The sequence below is a fragment of the Variovorax defluvii genome, from assembly GCF_039541515.1.
Lineage (GTDB): Bacteria > Pseudomonadota > Gammaproteobacteria > Burkholderiales > Burkholderiaceae_C > Variovorax > Variovorax defluvii.
Map to the genome: position 1 here is coordinate 1 of NZ_BAABGJ010000056.1, position 23,744 is coordinate 23,744.

Below are 23,744 nucleotides of genomic sequence, written 5' to 3' on the forward strand. Positions count from 1 at the left end.
ACGAGAACAGCGGCTTCAGGTCGATGAAGGCAGCCTTCTTCTCCGACTTGGAGATCACCACGGCGACGCCCGCCTTGGCATAGCGGTTGTAGTTCTGGCCCCCCGGCGCGAAGCTGGCGCGCTTGGCCCCGTCGGTCAGCGGCGAGTAGGTCTGGCCCATGAACTCGCCGTACTTCTCCGGCAGCGCCGTCTGGAACTGGTCGAAGCCGGTGGTCACCGCAATTTCCGTCGGCGCGTTCATGCCCGGCAGGTCCACGTAGCCCAGCACCTTCATGAAGGCGATGTTGCCCATGTTCGGCAGGCCGGGGTAGACACCGAACCACTCGTGCCACCAGTCGTACCAGCGGTCGTAGGTGGTGTTGCGGATGCCGGTCGCGTTGCCGCCGTTGGGGTTGTACGGGTCGCAGTTGTTGCACAGGCCCGCCAGCGAGATGACAGCCACCTGGCCCTTGAGCGCCGTCGTGTCCCACACCGTGACCAGCGCGTATTCGCTGGTGTTGGTGATGGCGATGCCGGTGGGCACCTTGTTGGCCGGCAGCTTGACCGAGGCACGGTTGTTGGCCGTGTTGGAGCCGGCCGTGCCGATCAGGCCGTCGTTGAAGGCCACCAGCGAGGTCGCGCAGAAGCCGGTGCGGCCGCCGCAACGGGCCACCGCCACAGGATTGCCGGTGGTGAGGCCGGCCGCCTTGTAGGTGGTGGTGTTGTAGTTGTTGCGACCGGCGCTGCCGTCCCACGCCGCCGCGTTCTGCCAGGGCAGCTGCGGCTTTTGCGTGAAGGTGTTGTGGTCGATCGCCGTGATCGTCAGATCGCCCACGCCCAGGCGTGCGTTGGGATCGTCCGCGACGAAGCCCACGTGGGCCTGGTTGGTGGAGTACAGACCCGCGTCGGCCAGGACCGGGCCGCCCACTTGCCACGTGCCGTCGTGATAGCTCATGGTCTGGTCCCCACGCTGGTACAGCGTGGGGATGCCGCTGTTGTTCACGGCCGGGGCGTTGCCGTAGCGGTAGGCCAGGCCTTCGACCTTGGCCAGGCGGGGGGCCATGGCGCGGTAGGCGTCGGCCACCACTTTGCCGGTGCTGTCGACGACGTCACCGGAGATGGGAGCCGGAGCCGGAGCCGGAGCCGGAGCCGGAGCTGGAGCTGGAGCTGGAGCTGGAGCTGGAGCCGGAGCTGGAGCTGGAGCTGGAGCAGGAGCCGGAGCAGGGGCCGGGGCAGGGGCCGGAGCAGGGGCCGGAGCGGGCGCGGGAGCCGGAGCAGGTGCCGCCGGTGCCGGAGCGGACGCAGCACCACTGGAATAGCAAGCCTTCACCGTGAAGGGCAAGGGATCCTTGCCGAAATATTCGTTCGTGCACGGTGCGGTGCCGGTCACCGTCTTGGTGATCCAGGAGCTGTTGGCGCCGTAACGCACCTGCGTTGCGGATGCGACCGTGAAGGATGCGCCTTCCGGCGCGAGATAAGTACCGGCGACGGGTGCCGGTGCCGGTGCCGGTGCCGGTGCAGGCGCAGGTGCCGGTGCAGGAGCGGGAGCAGGCGCCGGTGCAGGCGCAGGCGCAGGCGCAGGTGCCGGTGCAGGTGCCGGTGCAGGTGCGGGTGCCGGTGCAGGGAGCGGAGCGGCAGCGCCGGTCTGGACGTAGCAGGCTTTCTCCACATAGGGCAGCGGGTCGCCGAACGTGGCGTTGTTGCAGGTCACTCTGCCCGAGAGCGTCTTGCTCGTGAAGGTGGTCTTCGCGCCGTACTGGACGAGCGTGGCGGAGGCCAGCGTGAACCGTTGATCTTCCCTGGCAATCCGGGTCCAGCTCGAATCCAGCGCCTTCTCGGCCGACACGTCCTCCTTCGATGCGTTGCCGCCAGCAGCCGGGGCGGCCGCTGGTGCCGCGGCGGCCAACGCGGCCGCATCGGCGATCTGTGAGACGCCGAACCCTCCGCTTCCGCCTCCCCCTCCTCCGCTGCCCCCTCCGCAACCCGCCAACGCGCCCGCAGCCGTTACGAGCACAAGCGTGCCCTTCGCCATGACCTTCATCCGATTCCCCTCCAGAAATTTTTGAAATCCGGGGTGAGGCAGTCCCTGGCTACCGTATCCAACGTAAGTTCTAATTACTTACGGTTGTTATTCTTCATCCCCGGTGTGGCCATCCGATATTACGGATCGGGACATTTTTTGAGCGAAGCGTTACACCTACCGCCGGATCGGCGTGACTTATTTCACATACGAATACTTCCATCACAATCCAAAGCATGAAAAACAGAGACTTTCTCCTTACAGTTCTTGCCTCGTCCGCGCTGCTGATCGCCGCGCCCGTCGGTGCCCAACCCGCTAACGCCCCGATCCGCCTGGTCGTGCCCTATGCCGCCGGCGGCCCCATCGACGTCACGGCGCGCGCGCTGGCGGAGCGGGTGAAGGACGAACTCGGCACGGTCATCATCGAGAACAAGCCCGGCGCGGGCGGCAACATCGGTGCCGACGCGGTGGCGAAGGCCGCACCGGACGGGCTCACCATCGGCATCGCGGCAACCGCCACCAACGCGGTCAATCCGTGGCTCTACAGCAAGATGCCCTTCGACGCCGCCACCGCCTTCGCGCCGATCACGCAGATGGTCCGCGTGCCCAACGTCCTGGTGATGAATGCCGAGACCGCCAAGCGCCTGAAGATCGAGAGCCTGCGCGACCTGATCGCGTACGCGAAGGCCAACCCCGGAAAGCTCAACTACGGCAGCGGCGGCAACGGCAGCGCCGGCCACCTCGCGGGCGAGATGTTCAAGAAGGAAGCCGGCATCTTCGCCGTGCACATCCCCTACAACGGCGGCAACCCGGCGCAGCTGGCGCTGCTGTCGGGCCAGGTGGACTTCAACTTCGACAACCTCGCGACCGCCGCGCCCAACATCCGCTCGGGCAAGCTCAAGGCGATCGCCGTGACGACCGCCGAGCGCAGCAACGCGCTGCCCGAGGTGCCGACGGTGGCGGCCACGCTCAAGGGCTTCTCGATCGACACCTGGTGGGGCCTGGTGGCACCGGCCGGCACGCCCGCGCCGGTGGTGGAGAAGCTCAACCGCGCCTTCGTCGCCGCCCTCAACGCGCCGGAAACGAAGACCCGCTTCGCCACCCTGCTGGCCGAGCCCGTGTCGAGCACCCCGGCGCAGTTCGGCGCCTTCATGAAGAGCGAACTGGCGAAGTACGAAAAGGTCGTCAAGGCGACCGGCGCAAAGGTCGATTGAAAAGGACGCTCGGCGGCCTGGCGGCCGCCGCCGTCATTCGCCGAGGTAGGCGGCTCGGACTTTCGGGTCGCTCAGCATCGCCTTGGCATCGCCGCTCATGGTGATGAGCCCGGACTCCATCACGTAGCCGCGATCGGCCAGTTGCAGCGCGCGACTGGCGTTCTGCTCCACCAGCATCACGGTGACGCCCTGGTCATAGACCTGCTTCACCACCTCGAAGATCTTGTCGACCATGATCGGCGACAGGCCCATCGAAGGCTCGTCGAGCAGCAGCACCTTGGGGCGCGCCATCAGCGCCCGGCCCATCGCCAGCATCTGCTGCTCGCCGCCCGACATGGTGCCGGCCAGCTGCGTGGCGCGCTCCTTGAGACGCGGGAAGGTGGCGAACACGCGGTCGACGTCCTTGGCGATCTCGGCCTTGTCCTTGCGGATGTAAGCGCCGATCTGCAGGTTCTCGGTGATGGTCATGCGCGTGAATACGCCGCGGCCCTCGGGCACCATCACCAGGCCGTCGGCGACCAGGTCCCAGGCGCCGCGGCCCTTGATGCTCTTGCCGAGAAACTCGATGTCGCCCGCGGCGAAAGGCAAGGTGCCGGTGATGGCCTTCATGGTGGTGGTCTTGCCGGCGCCGTTGGAGCCGATCAGCGAGACCAGCTCGCCTTCGCGGACCTCGAAGTCCACACCCTTCACCGCCTGGATGCCGCCGTACGCAACCTTGAGGCCGCTTACCTTCAAAAGGGTCTGAGCCATTTCAGTGTCCTCCCGTGCCGAGGTAAGCCTCGATCACCTTGTCGTTGCGCTGTACTTCGGCGGGCGTGCCCTCCGCGATCTGCTTGCCGTAGTCGAGCACGGTCACGCGGTCGCACAGGCCCATCACCAGCTTCACGTCGTGCTCGATCAGCAGGATGGTGCGGTTGTCCTTGCGAATGCGGTCGATCAGTTCGCGCAGCAGCACCTTCTCGGTGGCGTTCATGCCGGCGGCGGGCTCATCGAGCGCGATGAGCTGCGGGTCGGTGGCGAGGGCCCGGGCGATCTCGAGGCGGCGCTGGTCGCCGTAGCTCAGGGTGCGCGCCTTGTAGTCGGCGTACTTGCCGATACCGACGTAGTCGAGCAACTCGTGGGCGCGCGTGGCGATGGCCTCTTCCTCGGCCTTGAAGCTGCCGGTGCGGAAAATCGCGCCCAGCACGCCCGACTGGGTGCGCACGTGGCGGCCCACCATCACGTTCTCGAGCGCGGTCATTTCCGCGAAGAGCCGGATGTTCTGGAAGGTGCGGGCAATGCCGGCCTTGGCGACCTCGTGCACCGCAGTCGGCTGGTAGGGCTTGCCGCCGAGCTCGAAGCTGCCGCTGTCGGGTGTGTAGAGGCCGGTGATGACGTTGAAGAAGGTGGTCTTGCCGGCGCCATTGGGCCCGATCAGGCCATAGACCTGGCCGCGGGTGATCTTGATACCCACGTCGGACAGGGCCTGCAGGCCGCCGAAGCGCTTGGAGATGCCACGGACGTCGAGGATGATGTCAGTCATGCTGCTGCTCCCCTCGTTCACGGATTGATCGACATGGGACGCGAGGCCTCGCCCGGCACCTCGTCGGCCGGCGTGGGCACGCCAGGCGGGTGCGCCTGCGTGGAGCCGGGCACCGGGGCCTTGGGCGCGCCCTTGCGCTGCAGGGACTTGCCGTGCTCCGGCGAGGGCCAGAGGCCGCGCGGACGCACCAGCATGATGATGATCATGGCCAGCGCGATGAAGAGCTGGCGCAGGATGGAAGCATCGAGCCGCCCGTCGGTCATGGCCTGCAGCGGGCCGGCGACGTAGCGAAGCACTTCGGGCAGCGCGGCCAGCAGCACGGCGCCCAGGATCACACCCGGCAGGTGGCCAATGCCGCCCAGCACCACCATGGCGACGATCATGACCGACTCCATCAGGCTGAAGGATTCGGGCGAGACGAAGCCCTGGAAGGCCGCGAACATGGCGCCGGAGACGCCGCCGAAGCTGGCGCCCATGCCGAAGGCCAGCAGCTTCATGTTGCGGGTGTTGATGCCCATGGCCTTGGCGGCGATCTCGTCCTCGCGGATGGCCATCCATGCACGGCCGATGCGGGAGAGCTGCAGGCGGTGCGAGATGACGATCGTGACCAGCACCAGCGCGAGGAACAGGTAGTAGTAGAGCGTGACCGAGGACATCGTGAAGTCGCCGATCTTCAGCGGCTTGCCCAGGTTCAGCCCCCAGAAATGGACGGCATCGATGCCCGTGATGCCCTTGGGCCCGTTCGTGAGGTTGAACGGGTGGTCCAGGTTGTTCAGGAACACGCGGATGATCTCGCCGAAGCCCAGCGTCACGATGGCGAGGTAGTCGCCGCGCAGCTTCAGCGTCGGGGCGCCCAGCAGCACGCCGAACAGCGCCGCGAGCGCAAAGGCGCCCGGAATCACGAGCAGCAGAGAACTGTGAAGGCCGTTGGGGAACATGGCCTTCATCGCAGGGAAGGTGTCCGTCAGGTGCGGCGAGCCGAGCAGCGCGAACAGGTAGGCCCCGATCGCGAAGAAGGCCACGTAGCCCAGGTCCAGCAGGCCGGCATAGCCGACCACGATGTTCAGGCCCAGGGCCAGCAGGACGTAGAGCAGCGCGATGTCGGCGATGCGCACCCAGGCGTTGCCCTGGCTCTGCAGCAGCAGCGGCAGCACCAGCAAGCCGATGGCCGCAACGATGCAGACGAGGACTTTCTTGCCGTTGTCGTTCATGGCACGTGCTCCCTCAGGCCCGGTCCGCCACCCGCTCGCCGAGCAGGCCCGAGGGCCGCAGCGTGAGCATGATGATCAGCACGATGAAGGCGAAGATGTCGCTGTAGTGGCTGCCGAGGATGTCCCCGGTGAGCGCACCGATGTAGCCGGAGCCGATGGCCTCGATCAAGCCCAGCAGGATGCCGCCCACCACCGCGCCCGCGAGGTTGCCGATGCCGCCAAACACCGCCGCGGTGAAGGCCTTGAGGCCGGGAATGAAGCCCATCGCGTGCTGCGCGATGCCATAGTTCGAGGCATACATTACGCCGGCCACGGCCGCCAGGACGGCGCCGATGATGAAGGTGGCGGAGATGACCATGTCGGGGCGGATGCCCATCAGTGCCGCGACGCGCGGGTTCTCGGCGGTGGCGCGCATCGCGCGGCCGAGCTTGGTGTAGTTGACCAGCCACATCAGCACCACCAGGCAGAAGGCGGTGACGCTGAGGATCATGACCTGGGTGGGCGAGATCACCGCGCCGCCCACGTGGATGGGGGTGGTGGGCAGCAGGGTCGGGTAGGCCTTGTTGGTGGGCTTCCAGATGATCATGGCGATCGTCTGCAGCAGGATGGACATGCCGATGGCGGTGATCAGCGGCGCCAGCTTGGGGCTGTTGCGCAACGGGCGGTAGGCCACCTTCTCGATCGTGAAGTTGAGCGTGGCGGCGACCACGCAGGCGATGATGAGGGCGATGATGAGGATGATCCAGCCTGGCGTGCCGGGCATCGCGGACTGCATCCAGCCGATGATGGTCCAACTGGTCAGCGCACCGACCATGAGCACTTCGCCGTGGGCGAAGTTGATGAGGTTGATGATGCCGTACACCATGGTGTAGCCCAAGGCTATCAAGGCGTACATGCTGCCGAGAACCAGACCGTTGATGATCTGCTGCAGCAAGATGTCCATAGAGAATCCCTTATCTGGAGAACGTGCCCTTGTAGGCCCCGACGTACCGGAAGCGCCGGTTCGGCGCCCTGGCTTCGCTTAGCAAAAAACCCGCCAGCATGTGTCGAAGGCGGGTTTGTGGGCGGGATTGTAGTCACGCCGGATCGCCATTTCGGCGCGCGGCGACCGGGGTTTTCCCGCTGGTGCGCCGCGTTCCGATCACGATGCGCGCGCGGGTGTATCGGCGCTGACACACCCCGTATCGGGCCGGCCGCGGGGCGTCAGCGGGCTTGATCGTTGCGCCTGCGCAGCTCGCGCAATTTTTCCGCGATGCGGATCTCGAGGCCGCGCTCGACCGGGCGGTAGAAGGGAGGCGGATCGATGCCCTCGGGCAGGTAGCGCTCGCCGGCGGCGAAACCGCCCTCTTCGTCGTGCGCGTAGCGGTAGCCCTTTCCGTAGTCGAGCTGCTTCATCAGCTTCGTGGGCGCATTGCGCAGGTGCATCGGCACGGGCCGCGTGCCGTCCTGCTTCACGAACGCGCGCACCTCGTTGTAAGCCTGATAGACCGCGTTCGACTTGGGCGCGACGGCCAGGTAGACCACGCATTCGGCCAGCGCCAGTTCACCTTCCGGCGAGCCGAGGCGCTCGTAGACCTCCGCGGCGTCGAGAGCCAGGCGCAGCGCGCGCGGGTCGGCCAGGCCGATGTCCTCGCTGGCCATGCGCACCAGGCGGCGCGCCATGTAGCGCGGGTCGGCGCCGCCGTCGAGCATGCGCACGAACCAGTAGAGCGAGGCGTCAGGATCGCTGCCGCGCACGGATTTGTGCAGCGCGGAGATGGTGTCGTAGAACTGCTCGCCGCCCTTGTCGTAGCGGCGCATGCGCTCGCCGAGCACGCGCAGCAGCCATTCGTCGCCGATGTCCGTGCGCTTCTCGGCGGCAGCGGCGACGGCGAGGGTTTCCAGCGTGTTGAGCAGCCGGCGCGCGTCGCCGTCGGCATAGGCCACGAGGCGGTCTTCCGCCTTGGCCTCGATGGCGGGCACGGCCTGGATGTTCTGCGCGCGCCGGATGATCTGGCGCAGCTCGTCCTCGCCGAGGGATTTCAACACGTACACCGCGGCACGCGACAGCAGCGCCGAGTTCACCTCGAAGGAAGGGTTTTCGGTGGTGGCGCCGATGAAGGTGAAGAGGCCCGATTCGACATGCGGCAGGAAGGCGTCCTGCTGGCTCTTGTTGAAGCGATGCACCTCGTCGACGAAGACGATGGTGCGGCGCTGCTCCAGGCCGTCGCGCGCGGCGGTGGCGCGATCGACGGCATCCCGGATGTCCTTCACGCCGCCCAGCACCGCGCTGATGCTGAGGAACTGGGCATCGAAGGCATCTGCCATCAGCCGTGCGATGGTCGTCTTGCCGGTGCCCGGCGGGCCCCAGAGGATGCAGGAATGCGGCTGGCCCGATTCGAAGGCGATACGCAGCGGCATGCCGGGACCGAGCAGATGCTGCTGGCCGATGACCTCGCCCAGATTCTTGGGGCGCAGGCGCTCGGCCAGGGGCTGATGGGTGGTGGTGGCCATGGAAGCCGTAGTGTCGCGCATGCTCCGGCACCCACCGCCTCGCCGCGCCTCGCGGAAAGGCAGGCAAGCGGGCGGGGAGGCGATTACTGGCGAAGCACGTCGGCGCCGGCCGGCGGCTTGAACTGGAAGGTGCCGGCGGGCAGGGAGGGGTTGAGCTCGACCTTGCTGAACTTGAGCACGGAGCGCTGGCCGAAGCTGTCGAGGATCTCGAGGGCCGCCAGGGCCTCGCCCTGGAAGCCGATCTGCACGCTCTGCAGTTGCCCCTCCTTGCTCTTGGGCGTGGCCTTCACCCACTGCAGGCCGTCGCGCTCGGGCGAGTCCTCCAGAGAGAAGTCTGCCTGCAGTGCGCGCAGGTCGGCCGCGGCGGCGATCAGCGCGGCGGGTGTCGAGCCGAGGGCCTGCGCCTGCTTGCGCTGCGTGACCTGGTTGAGGTCGGCGTCATAGAGCGAGAGCGTCTCGCCGTCGGCCACGATGCTCTGCGCAAAGGGCTTCTTGTAGTCGAACCTGAACTTGCCCGGGCGCTGGAATTCGAAGGTGCCGTTCGACACCTTGGCGCGCGCGGTCTGCCCTTCCCTCGGCGGTGCCGTCACGGTCTGTGTGAACTCGGCACGGCCGGACTTCGCGTTCTTCACGAAGGCTTCGAGGCTCTCCATCCCGCCCGCCCAGGCACTCGCACTCGCGGCGAGCGCCGCCGTGCATGCGATGACAAACAGTTTCTTCAACGGCATCCTTCTTTCATCATTCGGCGCGCGCCGGGACGAGGATCTCTCGCTGGCCGCTCCCGCTCATGGCACTCACGAGCCCGGCGTGTTCCATGTCCTCGACCAGCCGCGCGGCGCGGTTGTAGCCGATCTTGAGGTGGCGCTGCACCAGGGAGATGCTGGCCTTGCGATGCTTGAGCACGACCTCGACCGCCTGGTCGTACATCGGGTCTTTCTCACCCTCGCCGCCGCCACCTTCGCCCAGTAGATCGCCTTCACCGTCGACGGTTCCACCTTCGAGCACCCCTTCGATGTAGTCCGGTTCCCCTTGTGACTTGAGGTAAGCGACGACACGGTGCACCTCGTCGTCGCTGACGAAGGCGCCATGCACGCGCACCGGCAGGCCGGTGCCGCTGGCCATGTAAAGCATGTCGCCCATCCCCAGCAGGGCCTCGGCGCCCATCTGGTCGAGGATGGTGCGCGAGTCGATCTTGCTGGAGACCTGGAAGGCGATGCGGGTCGGAATGTTGGCCTTGATCAGGCCGGTGATGACGTCCACGCTGGGGCGCTGGGTGGCGAGGATCAGGTGGATGCCGGCGGCCCGTGCCTTCTGGGCCAGGCGGGCGATCAGCTCTTCGATCTTCTTGCCGACCACCATCATCAGGTCGGCCAATTCGTCGATGACCACCACGATGTGCGGTTCGCGCTTGAGCGGCTCGGGATCGTCCGGCGTGAGGCTGAAGGGGTTGTAGATGAACTCCTCGCGCGCCTTGGCCTCGTCGATCTTGGTGTTGTAGCCGGCGAGGTTGCGCACGCCCAGCTTGCTCATCAGCTTGTAGCGGCGCTCCATCTCGGCCACGCACCAGTTGAGGCCGTGCGCGGCCTGGCGCATGTCCGTCACCACCGGCGCGAGCAGGTGCGGGATGCCTTCGTAGACCGACATTTCCAGCATCTTGGGGTCGATCATCAGAAGGCGGACGTCGCGGGCCTCGGCCTTGTAGAGCAGGCTCAGGATCATGGCGTTGATCCCGACCGACTTGCCGGAGCCGGTGGTGCCGGCCACCAGCACGTGCGGCATCTTGGCGAGGTCGGCGACCACCGGATTGCCGACGATGTCCTTGCCCAGGCCCATGGTGAGCATGGACTTGCCTTCGTTGTAAACCTGCGAGCCCAGGATTTCGCTGAGACGGATCGACTGGCGCTTGGCGTTGGGAAGCTCCAGTGCCATGTAGTTCTTGCCCGGGATGGTCTCGACCACCCGGATGGAGATCAGGGACAGCGAGCGGGCCAGGTCCTTGGCCAGGTTGACGATCTGGGAGCCCTTGACCCCCGTGGCCGGCTCGATCTCGTAGCGCGTGATCACCGGACCCGGCGAAGCCAGCACCACGCGGACCTCCACGCCGAAGTCCTTGAGCTTCTTCTCGATCAGGCGCGAGGTCATCTCCAGCGTATCGGCCGAGACGGTTTCCTGGCGGCCCTGCGGTGCATCGAGCAGATCGACCTGGGGCAGCTTGCTGTCCGGCAGTTCGCGGAACAAGGGCTTCTGCCGCTCCTTGGCGACACGGTCGCTCTTGGGTACCTCGGTCATGGCCGGCTCGATCTGCACCGGCGGCGGCGGCGGACGGCGCTTGGGCCGGGGGGCGACGCGCAGTTCGTCATCGATCAGTTGCGGCTCGCTGTCCCGCTCCGTCTCGGCGGCCGCCTCGTCGCGCTCGCGCTCGCGCACGGCCTTCTTGCCCATCGCGATGTCCTCGGCGATTTCACGCTTCTCGCGGCGGGATTCAAACAGCGAATACACGCGCGAACCGATGCGTTCGGCAATCTGGCTCCAGGAGAAGCGGAAAACCAGCGCCGAACCGATCACCCCGGCGGCGATGGCGATCAGCGCCGAGCCGGTGAAGCCCATCCATTTGACGCTGGCCGGGCCGACCAGGTAGCCCAGCACGCCGCCGCCATGGCCCGGCAGATGCGCTTCGAGCCGGTACAGGCGCGACCATTCGAGCACCGCGCTGGCGCACAGCAGCAACACCAGCCCGAACCAGAAAGCCAGGCGGCTGCGGTTGAAGCGGCCACGCGGCGGCTGCTCCGCAGCGCCGGCCTCGCCGCCGCGCATCCACCCGGCCAGGGAGGACAGCCAGGCGCGCAAGGCGGCCGCCAGGCACCACCAGACCGAATAGCCTGCCAGGAAATAGCTGGCGTCGGCCAGCCAGGCGCCGATGCGGCCGCCCCAGTTCTTCACCTCGCCGCCGGTGCCCGAGGTCGACCAGGCCGCATCGGAAGGGGTGAAGCTCAGCATGGCGAGCAGCCAGAACAGCAGCGCCACGAAGCCGGCGATCAGCGTGATCTCGTGCGCGAAGCGCATCGCGCGCACCCGCGCCGGCGGCGGATCGCTCGATGCGGACGACTGGAGGGTGTTGAGCGAATAAGTCATGAAAGGCAACACCGCCAGCCAGCAGGAGCAGGCCGGCAGCGCGTGAAAACTACAACGAACACAATGGCGGCCGCGTTGCCGGCGGGCATTGCGATGGGGAGGCCGGCGCGCTCCACGGCGCCGGCTGGGAAATCAGGCCAGCGATGAGAGCCGGTCCTTGACGATCATGGAGCCGTCGGGCTGGGTCTGGACGAAACCTCGCTCTTCGAGGTCCTTCATGACCCGGCTCACCATCTCGCGCGACGCTCCCACCATCTTGGCCAGGTCCTGGCGCGAGATCTTGTCACGCACCTTGAGGTTGCCGGCGCCGTCGTCCACCGCGAACTCGAGCAGCGAACGCGCGACGCGGCCGTAGACGTCCATCAGCGCGAGCGATTCGATCTTGCGGTCCGCATGGCGCAGGCGCCCGACGAGGCCCCGCATGATGTTGTAGGCCATGGAGGAGTTCTCGGGCAGGCAGCGCGAGAAGGCCTCGCGGCCGAGGGTGAGAACGTCAGTCTGGATCTCGGTGCGGACGGTGGCCGAGTGCGGCTCGTCGTCGATCAGGCTCATCTCTCCGATGTAGTCGCCCGGGTGCAGGGTCGCGAGAATGACCTCGCGGCCGCGGCTGTCGGTGCTCATGACTCGGGCGCGGCCCGTGAGGATGATGTAAAGCGCATCCGACTTTTTGCCCTGCTCGACAATGACCTCGGCGCGCTTGAAGCGCTTCTTGACGATCGCGTCGGCAATGCTCGCCGATTGGGCCGGCGTCAGCGCGGCGAACAGCGGCACGCGGCGAAGCAATTCAAGATTGGAAAGCATCGACATTCATCAATCCCCGGATCTACCGCGCGATTGGGCAGCCTATGCATTAATACAATCGCACGCATTGAAAACACCTTCTCGCCCGGTATTGAACCGAACAGTGATACTCCATAGCTATCACCCTTGAAAATGTACACGCTGATGCAGCGTCAAACCTAGGTTTTCTACTCATGTCGTCCCCTACACGCCACGCGAAGGTACTCATTCTGGGCTCCGGGCCAGCCGGTTACACGGCCGCCGTCTATGCCGCACGCGCCAATTTGCAACCCTTGCTGATCACCGGCATGGCCCAGGGTGGCCAGCTCATGACCACCACGGAGGTCGACAACTGGCCGGCGGACGTGCACGGCGTCCAGGGCCCCGACCTGATGCAGCGCTTCCTGGAACACGCCGAGCGCTTCAAGACCGAGATCGTGTTCGACCACATCAACAAGGTGGACCTGAGCAAGCGCCCCTTCACGCTCACCGGCGACAGCGCCATCTACACCTGCGACGCGCTGGTGATCGCCACAGGCGCCTCGGCCATGTACCTGGGCCTCGATTCGGAACAGCAGTTCATGGGCCGAGGCGTTTCCGGGTGCGCGACCTGCGATGGCTTTTTCTATCGAGAGCAAGAAGTCTGCGTGGTCGGCGGCGGCAATACCGCGGTGGAGGAGGCGCTCTACCTGTCGAACATCGCGAGCAAGGTCACGCTGGTGCACCGCCGCGACAAGTTTCGGGCAGAGCCCATCCTGGTGGACAAGCTCTACGAAAAGGTCAAGGAAGGCAAGATTGAACTCAAGTTGCACCGGACGCTGGACGAAGTCCTGGGCGACGACACGGGCGTGACCGGCATCCGCCTGAAAAACACCGAGACCGGCGAAACCGAGCAGATGGACCTCAAAGGTTGTTTCATCGCCATCGGCCACCATCCGAACACCGACATTTTCCAGGGCCAGTTGGAGATGAAGGACGGGTACATCCTCACCCGATCCGGCCTGCAGGGCTTCGCGACCATGACCAGCATTCCCGGCGTGTTCGCGGCCGGCGACGTGCAGGACCACGTGTATCGGCAGGCCATCACCAGTGCAGGCACCGGCTGCATGGCAGCACTGGACGCCCAGCGCTTCCTTGAGCAGGAAGGAACGCTCTGACGCGGCTGCCGGGCCTGAGGCTATAATCCAAGGCTTTGCCGAATTCGGCCCTGTTTCATGCGGGGTCCTAGCCCAGCGGCAAAGCCGGGATACCGCCACCCGCTTCTGGCGAGGTCAAGCTGCAACCCACCCGCCGTGTCTCCTTGCGCCGGGTGCCAGCTGTTCAAGAAAGAGCTTCACATGGCACGCGTATGCGACGTCACGGGCAAAGGCCCGATGGTTGGGAACAATGTTTCCCACGCCAACAACAAAACCAAGCGCCGGTTCCTGCCGAACCTGCAATACCGCCGTTTCTTTGTCGAAAGCGAAAACCGCTGGGTTCGCCTCCGCGTTTCGAGCGCCGCGCTGCGCTTGATCGACAAGAAGGGCATTGACGCCGTGCTCGCCGACCTCCGCGCGCGCGGCCAAGCTTAAGGAGCTGAACCATGGCCACGAGCAAAGGCGGACGTGAAAAGATCAAGCTGGAATCCACCGCGGGTACCGGCCACTTCTATACCACCAGCAAGAACAAGAAGACGATGCCCGAGAAGATGTCGATCATGAAATTCGACCCGAAAGCACGCAAGCATGTCGAATACAAGGAAATCAAGCTGAAGTAATTCAGCCTGGCCTTCACTGAAAACCCGCTGGCACTCCCAGCGGGTTTTTTGTTGCCCCAATCTGGACCAGGCAAACAGGCCGTGTGTACGCGACAAGATCGTAAAGATCAACACTTTGGGACCGGCTGCCCGCGGCGCGTCAAAAAACGTTCGCCGCCCGCATGCCAAGCTGCACGCACATGAAAAAAGCCGACCCTTGGGCCGGCTTTTTTTGCTTCGAGAACCCGTCTCCGCCGTTCAGGCGCGTGCCGCACGCAGACGCGTTGAGAAATCGCGCAGCCCTGCGATGCCGCTGGCCTCCGCACGATGGCACCATGCAGCCAGATCAGCGGCCAACTGCTCGCGCGACTGCGACGTGTTGAGCCACATCTGGCGCAGTTCCTCGCGCATGGTCACCATCTTGTCGAGCACCGGATGGGCAGCACGTGCTTGCACCAGGTTCAAGCGGGCGTTGGCAGGCACCTTGTCGTCGTCGCGGTGCAGCCAGCGCTTGGCCACCTTCAGCGCCGAAAGGTCGGCGCCCTTCTCCCTGAGCAGCGCCAGTTCATGGCGGGTTGCACGACGCATCTCGCGCGCATAGCGGGCCATCACCTCGTAACGGTTGGCGATAAGGGCCTCGAGGGTCTTTTCGTCAGCCACCGGCCGGACATCGCCCATCAGCAGCCGCGGGGGCAGCTTCTTGACCTTGGCCCAGCCGATCTTCTGCATCAGGCTGATATAGGCCCAGCCGATGTCGAACTCGTACTTCTTGACAGAGAACTTGGCAGAGGTCGGATAGGTGTGGTGGTTGTTGTGCAGTTCTTCGCCGCCGATGATGAGGCCCCAGGGCGACAGGTTGGTGCTGGCGTCAGGTGCCTCGAAGTTGCGGTAGCCCCAGTAGTGGCCCAGGCCGTTCACGACGCCGGCAGCCCAGAACGGGATCCATAGCATTTGCACCGCCCACACGGTGGCACCCAGCGCGCCGAACAACGCCAGGTTCAGGATCAGCATGAGACCGACGCCCTGCCAGCCGAAACGGCTGTAGACGTTGTTCTCCATCCAATCGTTCGGCGTGCCGTGGCTGAACTTGGCGATGGTTTCCTTGTTCTTCGCCTCGGCGCGATAGAGCTCGGCGCCACGCCACATGACGGTGTCGATGCCGCGCGTCTGCGGGCTGTGAGGGTCGTCTTCGGTCTCGCACTTGGCGTGATGCTTGCGGTGGATGGCCACCCACTCGCGCGTCACCATGCCGGTGCCGATCCAGAGCCAGAAGCGGAAGAAATGCGAGGGGATCGCGTGCAGGTCCATGGCGCGGTGGGCCTGGGTGCGATGCAGGAACACGGTGACCGCGACGATGGTGATGTGGGTCGTGACCAGTGTGTACAGGACGATCTGCCACCACGTGAGGTCCCACAAACCGTTCGCGAGCCAATCGACGGCCGCGCTCAGGATGGCAGAGTCAGGGAAAAACATTGAGTTTGGTGCTCCATGGCCGCACGAAGGTGCAGCCTTCAAGTAACAAGCGATTTTAAAGGGCAGCCCCATAAAAAGGGGGCTAAATCCTTGATTTAGAACAAGTCATGGCCCCTCTGTGAGGGTTTCGACCTACTTCCGCTGCCAGACGGCGGCGAAAAACCCGTCGGTGGCGTGGCGATGCGGCCAGAGGCGGAGGTAGCGCGTGCCCTCCCCGCCGCCCGCGCCCAGCCGTCTGGCGTCGGCCACCTTCAGTCCTTCGAGGAGGGGGACCACGTCCCGGACTTCGAAATCCGGATGCGCCGCACCGAACGCCTCCGCGATGGCCTCGTTCTCTTCCGGCAGCACGCTGCAAGTGGCATAGACCAGCCGCCCGCCGGACTTCACCAGTCGCGCCGCGCCTTGCAGGATCGCGGTCTGCTTGGCCTTCAGCTCCTCGATCGCGGCGGGCGTCTGCCGCCACTTGAGGTCCGGGTTGCGCCGCAGCGTGCCCAGCCCCGAGCAGGGTGCGTCCACGAGCACCCGGTCGATCTTGCCGGCCAGGCGCTTGATGCGCTCGTCACGCTCGTGCGCGATGGCCGCCGGATGGACGTTCGACAGCTTGCTGCGCGCCAGCCGCGGCTTGAGCGCATCGAGCCGGTGTGCCGAGGTGTCGAAGGCATAGAGCCGGCCGGTGCTTCGCATGGTGGCACCGATGGCCAGCGTCTTGCCGCCGGCACCAGCGCAGAAGTCCACCACCATCTCGCCTCGCTTGGCGTCTAGGAGCAGGGCCAGCAGCTGGGAGCCCTCGTCCTGCACCTCGACGGCGCCGCGAGCGAAGGCATCCAGCTTGGCGAGCGCTGGCTTGCCGTCGATGCGCAACCCCCATGGCGAGAACGGGGCAGGTTCGGCCCGGATGCCGGCAAGGCCCAGTTCCTTCTGGACATCGGCGCGCTTGTCGGTCAGTGCGTTCACCCGCAGATCCAGGGGAGCGGGCTGCTGCAGGCTTTCCGCCAACGCCGGGAACTCGTCGCCCAATTGGGCCTTGAGCGGCGCCACAAGCCATTCCGGCAGGTTGTGGCGATGCCGGTCGAGCAGGTCGTCCGGGCGGACGGCATCGCACTGGTCGAGCCACCGCTTCTCCACGTCGCTCAAGGCGCTTTTCAGGAAGTCGCGCGGGCCATGGAAGCCGAGGATCGCCATGCGCCGCTCCTTCGGGCCGCTGCCGGAGGGCGCGAAGTGGTCGAACAGCAGCTTCCTGCGCAGCACGGTGTAGACGGTCTCGGCCAACGTCGCGCGCTCGCGCGGCCCCAGCGCGCGATGCTCGCGGAAGTAGCGGGAGACAACCTGGTCGGCGGGATGATCGAATTTCAGGGCCAGGCCGACCAGTTCGGCGCAGGCATCGAGGAGGGCTCGGGGATGCATGTCCCCGATTGTCTCCGCGCACGAGGCCGACAAAATCGGCGCCATCCACTCCGATCTTGGACGACCCGAGACCATGACCAGCGCGACCGACGACGACCTCCCGCCCCTGATCGAAACCCCGCCCGGCCGCTACCGCCACTACAAGGGCGGCGAATACAAAGTGCTGGGCCCTGTGCGCCACAGCGAAACCCTCGAACCGATGACGCTGTACCGCGCGCTTTACGGCGCACGCGGCCTCTGGGTGCGACCGGCCGCGATGTTCGGCGAGACCGTGGAGATCGACGGAGAGCCAAGGCCACGCTTCGCCCGGATCGGCTGAGGAAGCGGGGAGCCCTTGCCGCCCCTCGTCCGCAGAGGATGTCAGTGGCAGTCCTCGCAAAAAGAGAATTGCGTCAATCTGTTTCGGAGAGCCATCGGGCAATGGCCTGCGGATAGATCCAATGCTCCTGCGCGAGCACACGCTCGGCCAATGCTTCGGGCGTGTCGTCCGGCAGTACCGGTACCACGGCCTGCGCCAGGATCGGCCCATGGTCGAGTTCGGTCGTGACCTGGTGCACCGTGACCCCGGACACGCGGCAGCCCGCCTCGATCGCCCGGCGGTGGGTATGGAGCCCTGGAAAAGCCGGCAGGAGCGAGGGATGGATGTTGAGCAGCCGCCCCTCATAGCGCATCACGAATCCCGGTGTGAGGATGCGCATGAACCCCGCCAGCACCACCAGCGCCGGCGCATGCACATCGATCGCCTGCGCCAGCGCCGCATCGAAGGCCTCGCGGCTGGGATAGTCCTGGTGCCGCACGACCGCCGTCGCGACGCCCTGCGCCTGCGCCAGCGCCAGGCCTGCGGCGTCCGCCTTGTTGCTGATCACCGCAGCCACCCTGGCGTCGAAGCGCCGGGCCCACTGCTCACGCTCGGCGGCCCGCACGATGGCCATCATGTTGGAGCCGCCGCCGGAAATCAGGATCACGATGTTCTTCATGGGAGGCGGGATTATCGTGCCCGCGTTTCCCCTCAGTGGCTTTGTCGCCGCGCGGACACCGCATACAAGCACGACCGTGCTAAAACCGATCGGTTCGACGAATCCCGGACGCGCCGCCTCCCCACGGCGCCCGGCCAACACAGCGAGGCACGCATGGATTTGAGCTTCACGCCCGAGGAACAGAAGTTCCGCGAAGAGATTCGCGCCTGGGTCAAGGACAACCTCCCCCAGGACATCTCCCACAAGGTCCACAACGCACTGGAACTCACGCGCGACGATCTGCAGCGCTGGGCCAAGATCCTCGGCAAGAAAGGCTGGCTGGGCTACGGCTGGCCGGTCGAGTTCGGCGGCCCCGGCTGGAGCGCCGTGCAGAAACATCTGTTCGAGGAAGAAACCGCCCTGGCCGGCGCCCCGCGCATCGTGCCCTTCGGCCCGGTGATGGTGGCGCCGGTGATCCAGGCCTTCGGCAACGCCGAGCAGCACAAGCGCTTCCTGCCCGGCATCGCCAGTGGGGAGGTGTGGTGGAGCCAGGGCTACAGCGAGCCCGGCTCGGGCTCCGACCTTGCCTCGCTCAAGACCCGGGCCCAACGCGTGACGGACGGCAAGGGCGACCGCTACATCGTGAACGGCCAGAAGACCTGGACCACGCTGGGCCAGTACGGCGACTGGATCTTCTGCCTCGTGCGCACCAGCAACGAAGGCAAGCCGCAGACCGGTATCAGCTTCCTCCTGATCGACATGAAGTCGCCCGGCGTCAGCGTGCGTCCCATCAAGCTGATGGATGGCGGACACGAAGTCAACGAGGTGTTCTTCGACAACGTCGAGGTACCGGCCGAGAACCTCATCGGCGAAGAGAACAAGGGCTGGACCTACGCCAAGCACCTGCTGTCGCACGAACGCACCAACATCGCCGACGTGAACCGCGCCAAGCGCGAGCTGGAGCGCCTCAAGCGCATCGCCAAGCGCGAGGGCGTCTGGGAGGACCAGCGCTTCCGCGACGAGATCGCCAGGCTGGAGGTCGACGTGGTCGCGCTCGAGATGCTCGTGCTGCGCGTGCTGTCCGCCGCCACGTCGGGCAAGAACTCGCTCGACATCGCCGGCCTGCTCAAGATCAAGGGCAGCGAGATCCAGCAGCGCTATACCGAACTCATGATGCTGGCGGGCGGCCCCTTCGCGCTGCCGCTGATCCGCGAGGCCATGGCCGCGGGATGGCAGGGCGACTTCCCGGGCGGCCACCCGGAGCTGGCGCCGCTGGCCACCACCTACTTCAACATGCGCAAGACCACCATCTACGGCGGCAGCAACGAAGTGCAGCGCAACATCGTCGCTCAGACCGTCCTCGGTTGAGCGCCATAGCAGGAAGGAACGAGACCATGGACTTCAATTTCAGCGATGACCAGCAGCAACTGCGTGACGCGGTCGCCAAGTGGGTCGAGAAGGGCTACGGATTCGAGCGGCGCCGCGCCATCGAGACGGCAGGCGGCTTCTCGCGCGAGGCGTGGGACGAACTGGCGGAGCTGGGCCTGGGGGGCCTCTACATCCCCGAGGACGAGGGTGGCCTCGGCATGGGCCCGGTCGAAGGCATGGTGGTCATGGAAGAACTCGGCCGCGGGATCGTTCTGGAGCCGTTGGCCCAGTCCTTCGTCGCCGGTGCCGTGCTCGCCGGCCATGCCGACGAGGACACGCGCGACAGCTGGCTGCCGCGGATCGCCGGCGGCCAGGCCCTGGTAGTGCTGGCGCACCAGGAGCGCAAGGCGCGTTACCGGCTCGACGTCTGCGAGGCCGTCGCCACTCAGGACGGCGACGGCTGGCGGCTGAGCGGCACCAAGAGCCTGGTGCCCGCCGGCGACGAGGCCGACGCCTTCATCGTGCCCGCGCAGTTCGAGGGCCGGATCGCCCTCTTCCTCGTGCCGCGCTCCGAAGATGGCGTGGCCGCGCGGGGCTATGGCACGCAGGACGGCAGCCGCGCTGCCGAAGTCGTGTTCGACCAGGCCGCGGCGACCCTGATCGCGAAGGACGGCCTGCCCGTGCTCGAGCATGCGGTCGACATCGGCATCGCCGCCGTGTGCGCCGAAGGCGTGGGCGCCATGGATCGCACTCTCGCACTCACCGTCGAGTACATGAACACGCGCAAGCAGTTCGGCGTGCCGATCGCCAGCTTCCAGGCGCTGCGCCATCGCGTGGCCGACATGAAGATGCAGCTGGAGCTCGCCCGCTCCATGAGCTACTACGCCACCCTGAAGCTCAACGCACCGGCGGCCGAACGCCGCCAGGCGATCGCGCGTGCCAAGTACCAACTGGGCGTGTCGATGCGCTTCGTCGGCCAGCAGTCGGTGCAGTTGCACGGCGGCATCGGCGTGACGGACGAATACGCCGGCAGCCACTACTTCCGCAAGCTCACCCAGCTGGAGATGGTGTACGGCGACACGCTGCACCACCTTGGCGAGGTATCGGCAAGAATGCAGGACACGGCAGGCGTTTTCGCCTGACGGCACCCACTGCCATATCTTCAGCACGCAGCGCGCCCGCCGGTCTCTGTGCCGGCGGGCGCTTTCCATTGAACTGGAGCCAATTCCTTCATGCACACTCGCCGACACCTGATCGCCCTCGGCCTCGCCACGACCATGCTCGCCGCCTGCAGCTCCGTGCCCTCCTCCGACGAGCGCCCGCCGATCGTCTTCATGCACGGGAACGGCGACTCGGCGGCGCTGTGGCAGACCACGCTCTGGCGCTTCGAGTCCAACGGCTGGCCGCGCGAGCGGCTTTTCGCGTTGGATCAACCCTACCCGCTGGCCCGCGACGACGACGGCGTGGCCCAGCCGGGGCGCAGTTCGACCGCCGAGTCGATGGCTTTCCTCCGCACGGAGGTCGAGCGCGTGCTCAAGGCCACCGGTGCGCGCAAGGTGGTGCTGATCGGCAACTCGCGCGGCGGCAACACCATCCGGAACTACGTGCAGAACGGCGGGGGCGACAAGGTCGTGAGCCACGTGGTGCTGGGCGGCAACCCCGCTCATGGCATCTGGGCCGTCAAGGGCTTGCGCGAAGGCAGCGAGTTCTCCGGCCTGAGTCCCTTCATGGAGCAGCTCAACGCGCCCAAGAATGCTGCCGGCGACGAGGTCACGCCCGGCGTGAAGTGGCTGACGATCCGCTCCGACAACAACGACAAGTACGCCCAGCCAGACGGCGTGTGGATCGGCGCCCGGGGCACCGCGACCAACATCGGCTTTGACGGCCCGGCGCTCAAGGGCGCCACCAACATCGCGCTGCCGCGCATCGACCATCGCGAGACCTCCTTCTCGCCGGCGGCCTTCGATGCGACCTGGCGCTTTCTGACGAACCAGGCGCCCCGTACCCTGTCGCCCGTGCCCGAAGACAAGGTCGTGCTCTCGGGCCGGGTCACCGGCCTGGGGCTCGATCCGCTCAATCCGACCAGCGGTGGTTTCGTCAACAACCTGCCGCTGTCCGGCGCGCGCTTGGCCATCTTCGCCGTCGATCGGTCCACCGGCGCGCGGCGCGGACAGGCGGCCTGGGACCAAACCATCGGCCGGGACGGCCGGTGGGGACCCTTTCAGGCGCAGCCGGCGACGGCCTATGAATTCGTGCTGAGCGCGCCGGGCTATGCCACCACGCACATCTACCGCAGCCCTTTCCCCCGTTCCAGCGCCGTCGTGCACCTGCGGCCCGAGCGCCTGGCGGAGGCGGATCGCGATGCCAAGGCGGTCGTGATCTTCACCCGGCCACGCGGCTACTTCGATGCGCAGCGCGACACCATGCGACTCGACGGGCAAACCACGCTGCCCGGCGTGCCACCGCAGGGCGCCGGCGTCTCGAGCGCAAAGATCAGGTTCGCCAGCGATGCGCAGCGCAGCATCACCGGCGAATTCAACGGCGAACGCATCGCCGGGCAGACCTGGCCGGCCGCGCAGGGCGCGATCAGCGTCCTCGAACTGAGCTACTGACCCGCGCCTTTACCCGTGCAGGCGGGAGTTGTGCGGCAGGTGCGCCATCAAGAACTCCATCTGGTCCGCCAGGATGCGCCGGTTGCGCAGGATGAAGTCCTCCCACAGCGAAGGCACGTAGGGCGCATACAGCAGCGGCATGTTGGCCTGCTCCGGCGTACGGCTGCTCTTGCGGTGATTGCAGGGCTTGCAGGCCGTGACCACGTTCATCCAGCTGTCCACGCCGTTCTGCGCGAAGGGGATGATGTGCTCGCGCGTGAGATCCTCATCCTGGAAGTGGCCACCGCAGTAGGCACAGATGTTGCGGTCGCGCGCGAAGAGCTTGCTGTTGGTCAGCCCCGGCCGCAGGGCGAAGGGATTGATGCGCGGCACGCCCTTGGTGCCGATGATGCTGTTGACCGCGATCTGCGATTGTTCTCCAGTGATCGCGTTGTGCCCGCCACGGAAGAGCGCCACCTGCGCGCCCACCTCCCAGCGCACCTCGTCCGCCGCGTAGTGGATCACCGCCTGTTCCAGCGAAATCCACGACTGGGGCAGCCCCTGGGCCGAGAGCTTCAAGACCTTCACACACGCCTCCTCACAAAAAGGGAAGAAGAACCACGGAAAGACCGGGACATCGGGCGCCGGGCCGGACCGGCGGAGGATGTACTGCGTCACAATATACCGGCTTTGTGACAAAAAGCGCTCCATGTGCCTATTCAACGGGCCGGCGTGCTATCAAAAAGATATCGAACGATGCAGGTTTTCCGGGGTTTCAGGCATCCGGGTGTGGCTCCGGCCTGCGCCCTGACCATCGGCAACTTCGATGGCGTCCACCGTGGCCACCAGGCCATGCTGGGGCTGCTCAATACCGAGGCGCGGCAGCGCGGGCTGCCCAGCTGCGTGCTCACCTTCGAGCCGCACCCGCGCGACTACTTCGCGCAGATCACCAAGCGCCCGGAACTCGCGCCGGCGCGCATCGGCACGCTGCGCGACAAGCTCGGTGCGCTGGCCGCCTGCGGTGTCGACCAGACGATCGTGCTGCCCTTCGATTCGCGCTTGGCCTCGCAGACCCCCGAAGACTTCATCCGACACGTGCTCATCGAAGGCCTGGGCACGCGCTACGTGCTGGTGGGCGACGACTTCCGCTTCGGCGCCAAGCGCGCCGGCGACTACGCCATGCTGGACGCGGCGGGCGATGCGAACGGCTTCGACGTGGCCCGCATGAACAGCTACGAGGTCCACGGCCTGCGGGTGTCCAGTTCCGCGGTCCGCGAGGCCCTCGCCGAGGGCCGGATGGCCGACGTGCAGGCCCTGCTCGGCCGCCCCTACGCGATCTCCGGCCACGTGGTGCATGGCCGCAAGCTGGGGCGCGCCCTCGGCGCCTCGGCTCCCGGGCGCAACGACGGCTTCCGCACCCTCAACCTGCGCTTCAAGCACTGGAAGCCGGCCGCCAGCGGCATCTTCGCAGTCCTGGTGCACGGGCTCGACAACCATCCGCTGCATGGCGTGGCCAACCTGGGTGTTCGGCCTTCGCTGGACGCCAACGACGTCAACGGCGGCCGGGTGCTGCTCGAGACCCACTGCCTCGATTGGCCTGCCCGCCTGGGCGAAGAAGGGGCCTACGGTAAACTCGTCCGCGTGGAACTGCTGCACAAACTGCACGACGAATTGCGCTACACCAGCCTCGAGGCCCTGACGGCGGGCATCGCGAAGGATGGCCGCGACGCACGTGCTTTCTTCGCTTCCACGCACGCCGAGACCCGTCGCCAGACCACGCGCGATCGAATTTAGCCGGGCCCGCCCGAGCCACCGCCCTTCTGCAAGCTCGGGGCGGACGGCCTGATTCCCTCGCACCGACGCATC

21 protein-coding genes and 1 pseudogene are annotated in these 23,744 nt (G+C 66.4%); 9 read left to right on the forward strand and 13 right to left on the reverse strand.

The genetic code is table 11. The annotated features are described in order from the left end of the window. A pseudogene (locus ABEA07_RS16500) lies at window positions 1-1,825 on the reverse strand (hypothetical protein); the annotation flags it as partial. 410 nt (window positions 1,826-2,235) lie between these two features. On the opposite strand from ABEA07_RS16500, the gene ABEA07_RS16505 reads away from it, so the two are divergent. After that, complete coding sequence (locus tag ABEA07_RS16505; protein ID WP_345539186.1) at window positions 2,236-3,213, forward strand: Bug family tripartite tricarboxylate transporter substrate binding protein; 978 nt, start codon at window positions 2,236-2,238, stop codon at window positions 3,211-3,213. 33 nt (window positions 3,214-3,246) lie between these two features. Here ABEA07_RS16505 and ABEA07_RS16510 read toward each other — a convergent pair whose 3' ends face one another. The 8 genes from ABEA07_RS16510 to ABEA07_RS16545 form a co-directional block, all read right to left on the reverse strand. Then, a complete protein-coding gene (locus ABEA07_RS16510) occupies window positions 3,247-3,963 on the reverse strand; it encodes an ABC transporter ATP-binding protein (RefSeq protein ID WP_345539187.1) in 717 nt (238 codons plus the stop codon). A 1-nt stretch (window position 3,964) separates the two neighbouring features. Next, window positions 3,965-4,735, reverse strand: a complete 771-nt coding sequence (locus ABEA07_RS16515) for an ABC transporter ATP-binding protein (protein WP_345539188.1) — start codon at window positions 4,733-4,735, stop codon at window positions 3,965-3,967. A 17-nt stretch (window positions 4,736-4,752) separates the two neighbouring features. Further along, entirely contained in the window at window positions 4,753-5,946 is a 1,194-nt protein-coding gene (locus ABEA07_RS16520) for a branched-chain amino acid ABC transporter permease (protein WP_345539189.1), read from the reverse strand. A gap of 13 nt (window positions 5,947-5,959) precedes the next feature. After that, window positions 5,960-6,889, reverse strand: coding sequence for a branched-chain amino acid ABC transporter permease (locus ABEA07_RS16525; protein WP_345539191.1), 930 nt, complete (start codon window positions 6,887-6,889; stop codon window positions 5,960-5,962). Window positions 6,890-7,149: 260 nt separating this feature from the next. Continuing rightward, window positions 7,150-8,439, reverse strand: coding sequence for a replication-associated recombination protein A (locus tag ABEA07_RS16530; RefSeq protein WP_345539193.1), 1,290 nt, complete (start codon window positions 8,437-8,439; stop codon window positions 7,150-7,152). A gap of 83 nt (window positions 8,440-8,522) precedes the next feature. Further along, window positions 8,523-9,167, reverse strand: coding sequence for an outer membrane lipoprotein periplasmic chaperone LolA (lolA, locus tag ABEA07_RS16535; RefSeq protein WP_345539194.1), 645 nt, complete (start codon window positions 9,165-9,167; stop codon window positions 8,523-8,525). A gap of 10 nt (window positions 9,168-9,177) precedes the next feature. Continuing rightward, the gene (locus tag ABEA07_RS16540) at window positions 9,178-11,571 is read right to left on the reverse strand and encodes a DNA translocase FtsK (protein WP_345539195.1); all 2,394 of its coding nucleotides are present in this window, start codon (window positions 11,569-11,571) and stop codon (window positions 9,178-9,180) included. A 132-nt stretch (window positions 11,572-11,703) separates the two neighbouring features. After that, complete coding sequence (locus tag ABEA07_RS16545) at window positions 11,704-12,378, reverse strand: Crp/Fnr family transcriptional regulator (protein WP_345539196.1); 675 nt, start codon at window positions 12,376-12,378, stop codon at window positions 11,704-11,706. A gap of 167 nt (window positions 12,379-12,545) precedes the next feature. On the opposite strand from ABEA07_RS16545, the gene trxB reads away from it, so the two are divergent. The 3 genes from trxB (at window position 12,546) to rpmG (ending at window position 14,107) form a co-directional block, all read left to right on the forward strand. Next, window positions 12,546-13,508 carry a thioredoxin-disulfide reductase gene (trxB, locus tag ABEA07_RS16550; RefSeq protein WP_345539197.1) on the forward strand — a complete coding sequence of 321 codons (963 nt, stop codon included), beginning with the start codon at window positions 12,546-12,548 and terminating at the stop codon, window positions 13,506-13,508. A gap of 180 nt (window positions 13,509-13,688) precedes the next feature. Beyond that, on the forward strand, window positions 13,689-13,922 hold the full coding sequence (gene rpmB, locus ABEA07_RS16555; protein ID WP_159857024.1) for a 50S ribosomal protein L28: 234 nt from the start codon (window positions 13,689-13,691) through the stop codon (window positions 13,920-13,922). A gap of 11 nt (window positions 13,923-13,933) precedes the next feature. Next, window positions 13,934-14,107 (forward strand): 50S ribosomal protein L33, encoded by a 174-nt coding sequence (gene rpmG, locus ABEA07_RS16560; protein ID WP_007830291.1) that lies wholly within the window; start codon window positions 13,934-13,936, stop codon window positions 14,105-14,107. Window positions 14,108-14,344: 237 nt separating this feature from the next. On the opposite strand, the gene ABEA07_RS16565 is transcribed toward rpmG, so the two are convergent. Together ABEA07_RS16565 and ABEA07_RS16570 are read right to left on the reverse strand one after the other, a co-directional pair. Further along, window positions 14,345-15,559: a DesA family fatty acid desaturase gene (locus ABEA07_RS16565; RefSeq protein WP_345539198.1), complete on the reverse strand. Its 1,215-nt coding sequence runs from the start codon at window positions 15,557-15,559 to the stop codon at window positions 14,345-14,347. Between the two features lie 132 nt (window positions 15,560-15,691). After that, window positions 15,692-16,963 carry an RsmB/NOP family class I SAM-dependent RNA methyltransferase gene (locus ABEA07_RS16570; RefSeq protein ID WP_345539199.1) on the reverse strand — a complete coding sequence of 424 codons (1,272 nt, stop codon included), beginning with the start codon at window positions 16,961-16,963 and terminating at the stop codon, window positions 15,692-15,694. Window positions 16,964-17,036: 73 nt separating this feature from the next. Between ABEA07_RS16570 and ABEA07_RS16575 the strand changes: the two genes are divergently transcribed. Beyond that, a complete protein-coding gene (locus tag ABEA07_RS16575) occupies window positions 17,037-17,282 on the forward strand; it encodes a DUF1653 domain-containing protein (protein ID WP_345539353.1) in 246 nt (81 codons plus the stop codon). 73 nt (window positions 17,283-17,355) lie between these two features. On the opposite strand, the gene purN is transcribed toward ABEA07_RS16575, so the two are convergent. Further along, the gene (gene purN, locus ABEA07_RS16580) at window positions 17,356-17,940 is read right to left on the reverse strand and encodes a phosphoribosylglycinamide formyltransferase (RefSeq protein ID WP_345539200.1); all 585 of its coding nucleotides are present in this window, start codon (window positions 17,938-17,940) and stop codon (window positions 17,356-17,358) included. A 153-nt stretch (window positions 17,941-18,093) separates the two neighbouring features. Between purN and ABEA07_RS16585 the strand changes: the two genes are divergently transcribed. The 3 genes from ABEA07_RS16585 to ABEA07_RS16595 all read left to right on the forward strand — a co-directional run bounded on the left by ABEA07_RS16585 (window position 18,094) and on the right by ABEA07_RS16595 (window position 21,899). Next, the gene (locus ABEA07_RS16585; RefSeq protein WP_345539201.1) at window positions 18,094-19,287 is read left to right on the forward strand and encodes an acyl-CoA dehydrogenase family protein; all 1,194 of its coding nucleotides are present in this window, start codon (window positions 18,094-18,096) and stop codon (window positions 19,285-19,287) included. A 26-nt stretch (window positions 19,288-19,313) separates the two neighbouring features. Continuing rightward, entirely contained in the window at window positions 19,314-20,429 is a 1,116-nt protein-coding gene (locus ABEA07_RS16590; protein WP_345539202.1) for an acyl-CoA dehydrogenase family protein, read from the forward strand. A 90-nt stretch (window positions 20,430-20,519) separates the two neighbouring features. Continuing rightward, the gene (locus tag ABEA07_RS16595; RefSeq protein WP_345539203.1) at window positions 20,520-21,899 is read left to right on the forward strand and encodes an alpha/beta fold hydrolase; all 1,380 of its coding nucleotides are present in this window, start codon (window positions 20,520-20,522) and stop codon (window positions 21,897-21,899) included. 9 nt (window positions 21,900-21,908) lie between these two features. Here the strand turns inward: ABEA07_RS16595 and ABEA07_RS16600 are convergent, their stop codons facing one another. After that, entirely contained in the window at window positions 21,909-22,466 is a 558-nt protein-coding gene (locus ABEA07_RS16600; RefSeq protein ID WP_345539205.1) for an HNH endonuclease, read from the reverse strand. A gap of 168 nt (window positions 22,467-22,634) precedes the next feature. Between ABEA07_RS16600 and ABEA07_RS16605 the strand changes: the two genes are divergently transcribed. Then, the gene (locus tag ABEA07_RS16605) at window positions 22,635-23,672 is read left to right on the forward strand and encodes a bifunctional riboflavin kinase/FAD synthetase (protein WP_345539206.1); all 1,038 of its coding nucleotides are present in this window, start codon (window positions 22,635-22,637) and stop codon (window positions 23,670-23,672) included. The last annotated feature ends 72 nt before the right edge of the window (window positions 23,673-23,744 follow it).

What these genes read in the sequence shown, in the direction of transcription:
- ABEA07_RS16505 (WP_345539186.1), top strand. Translation starts at nt 2,236, where the DNA reads ATGAAAAACAGAGACTTTCTCCTTACAGTTCTTGCCTCGTCCGCGCTG.
- ABEA07_RS16510 (WP_345539187.1), bottom strand. Translation starts at nt 3,963, where the DNA reads ATGGCTCAGACCCTTTTGAAGGTAAGCGGCCTCAAGGTTGCGTACGGC.
- ABEA07_RS16515 (WP_345539188.1), bottom strand. Translation starts at nt 4,735, where the DNA reads ATGACTGACATCATCCTCGACGTCCGTGGCATCTCCAAGCGCTTCGGC.
- ABEA07_RS16520 (WP_345539189.1), bottom strand. Translation starts at nt 5,946, where the DNA reads ATGAACGACAACGGCAAGAAAGTCCTCGTCTGCATCGTTGCGGCCATC.
- ABEA07_RS16525 (WP_345539191.1), bottom strand. Translation starts at nt 6,889, where the DNA reads ATGGACATCTTGCTGCAGCAGATCATCAACGGTCTGGTTCTCGGCAGC.
- ABEA07_RS16530 (WP_345539193.1), bottom strand. Translation starts at nt 8,439, where the DNA reads ATGGCCACCACCACCCATCAGCCCCTGGCCGAGCGCCTGCGCCCCAAG.
- lolA (WP_345539194.1), bottom strand. Translation starts at nt 9,167, where the DNA reads ATGCCGTTGAAGAAACTGTTTGTCATCGCATGCACGGCGGCGCTCGCC.
- ABEA07_RS16540 (WP_345539195.1), bottom strand. Translation starts at nt 11,571, where the DNA reads ATGACTTATTCGCTCAACACCCTCCAGTCGTCCGCATCGAGCGATCCG.
- ABEA07_RS16545 (WP_345539196.1), bottom strand. Translation starts at nt 12,378, where the DNA reads ATGTCGATGCTTTCCAATCTTGAATTGCTTCGCCGCGTGCCGCTGTTC.
- trxB (WP_345539197.1), top strand. Translation starts at nt 12,546, where the DNA reads ATGTCGTCCCCTACACGCCACGCGAAGGTACTCATTCTGGGCTCCGGG.
- rpmB (WP_159857024.1), top strand. Translation starts at nt 13,689, where the DNA reads ATGGCACGCGTATGCGACGTCACGGGCAAAGGCCCGATGGTTGGGAAC.
- rpmG (WP_007830291.1), top strand. Translation starts at nt 13,934, where the DNA reads ATGGCCACGAGCAAAGGCGGACGTGAAAAGATCAAGCTGGAATCCACC.
- ABEA07_RS16565 (WP_345539198.1), bottom strand. Translation starts at nt 15,559, where the DNA reads ATGTTTTTCCCTGACTCTGCCATCCTGAGCGCGGCCGTCGATTGGCTC.
- ABEA07_RS16570 (WP_345539199.1), bottom strand. Translation starts at nt 16,963, where the DNA reads ATGCATCCCCGAGCCCTCCTCGATGCCTGCGCCGAACTGGTCGGCCTG.
- ABEA07_RS16575 (WP_345539353.1), top strand. Translation starts at nt 17,037, where the DNA reads ATGACCAGCGCGACCGACGACGACCTCCCGCCCCTGATCGAAACCCCG.
- purN (WP_345539200.1), bottom strand. Translation starts at nt 17,940, where the DNA reads ATGAAGAACATCGTGATCCTGATTTCCGGCGGCGGCTCCAACATGATG.
- ABEA07_RS16585 (WP_345539201.1), top strand. Translation starts at nt 18,094, where the DNA reads ATGGATTTGAGCTTCACGCCCGAGGAACAGAAGTTCCGCGAAGAGATT.
- ABEA07_RS16590 (WP_345539202.1), top strand. Translation starts at nt 19,314, where the DNA reads ATGGACTTCAATTTCAGCGATGACCAGCAGCAACTGCGTGACGCGGTC.
- ABEA07_RS16595 (WP_345539203.1), top strand. Translation starts at nt 20,520, where the DNA reads ATGCACACTCGCCGACACCTGATCGCCCTCGGCCTCGCCACGACCATG.
- ABEA07_RS16605 (WP_345539206.1), top strand. Translation starts at nt 22,635, where the DNA reads ATGCAGGTTTTCCGGGGTTTCAGGCATCCGGGTGTGGCTCCGGCCTGC.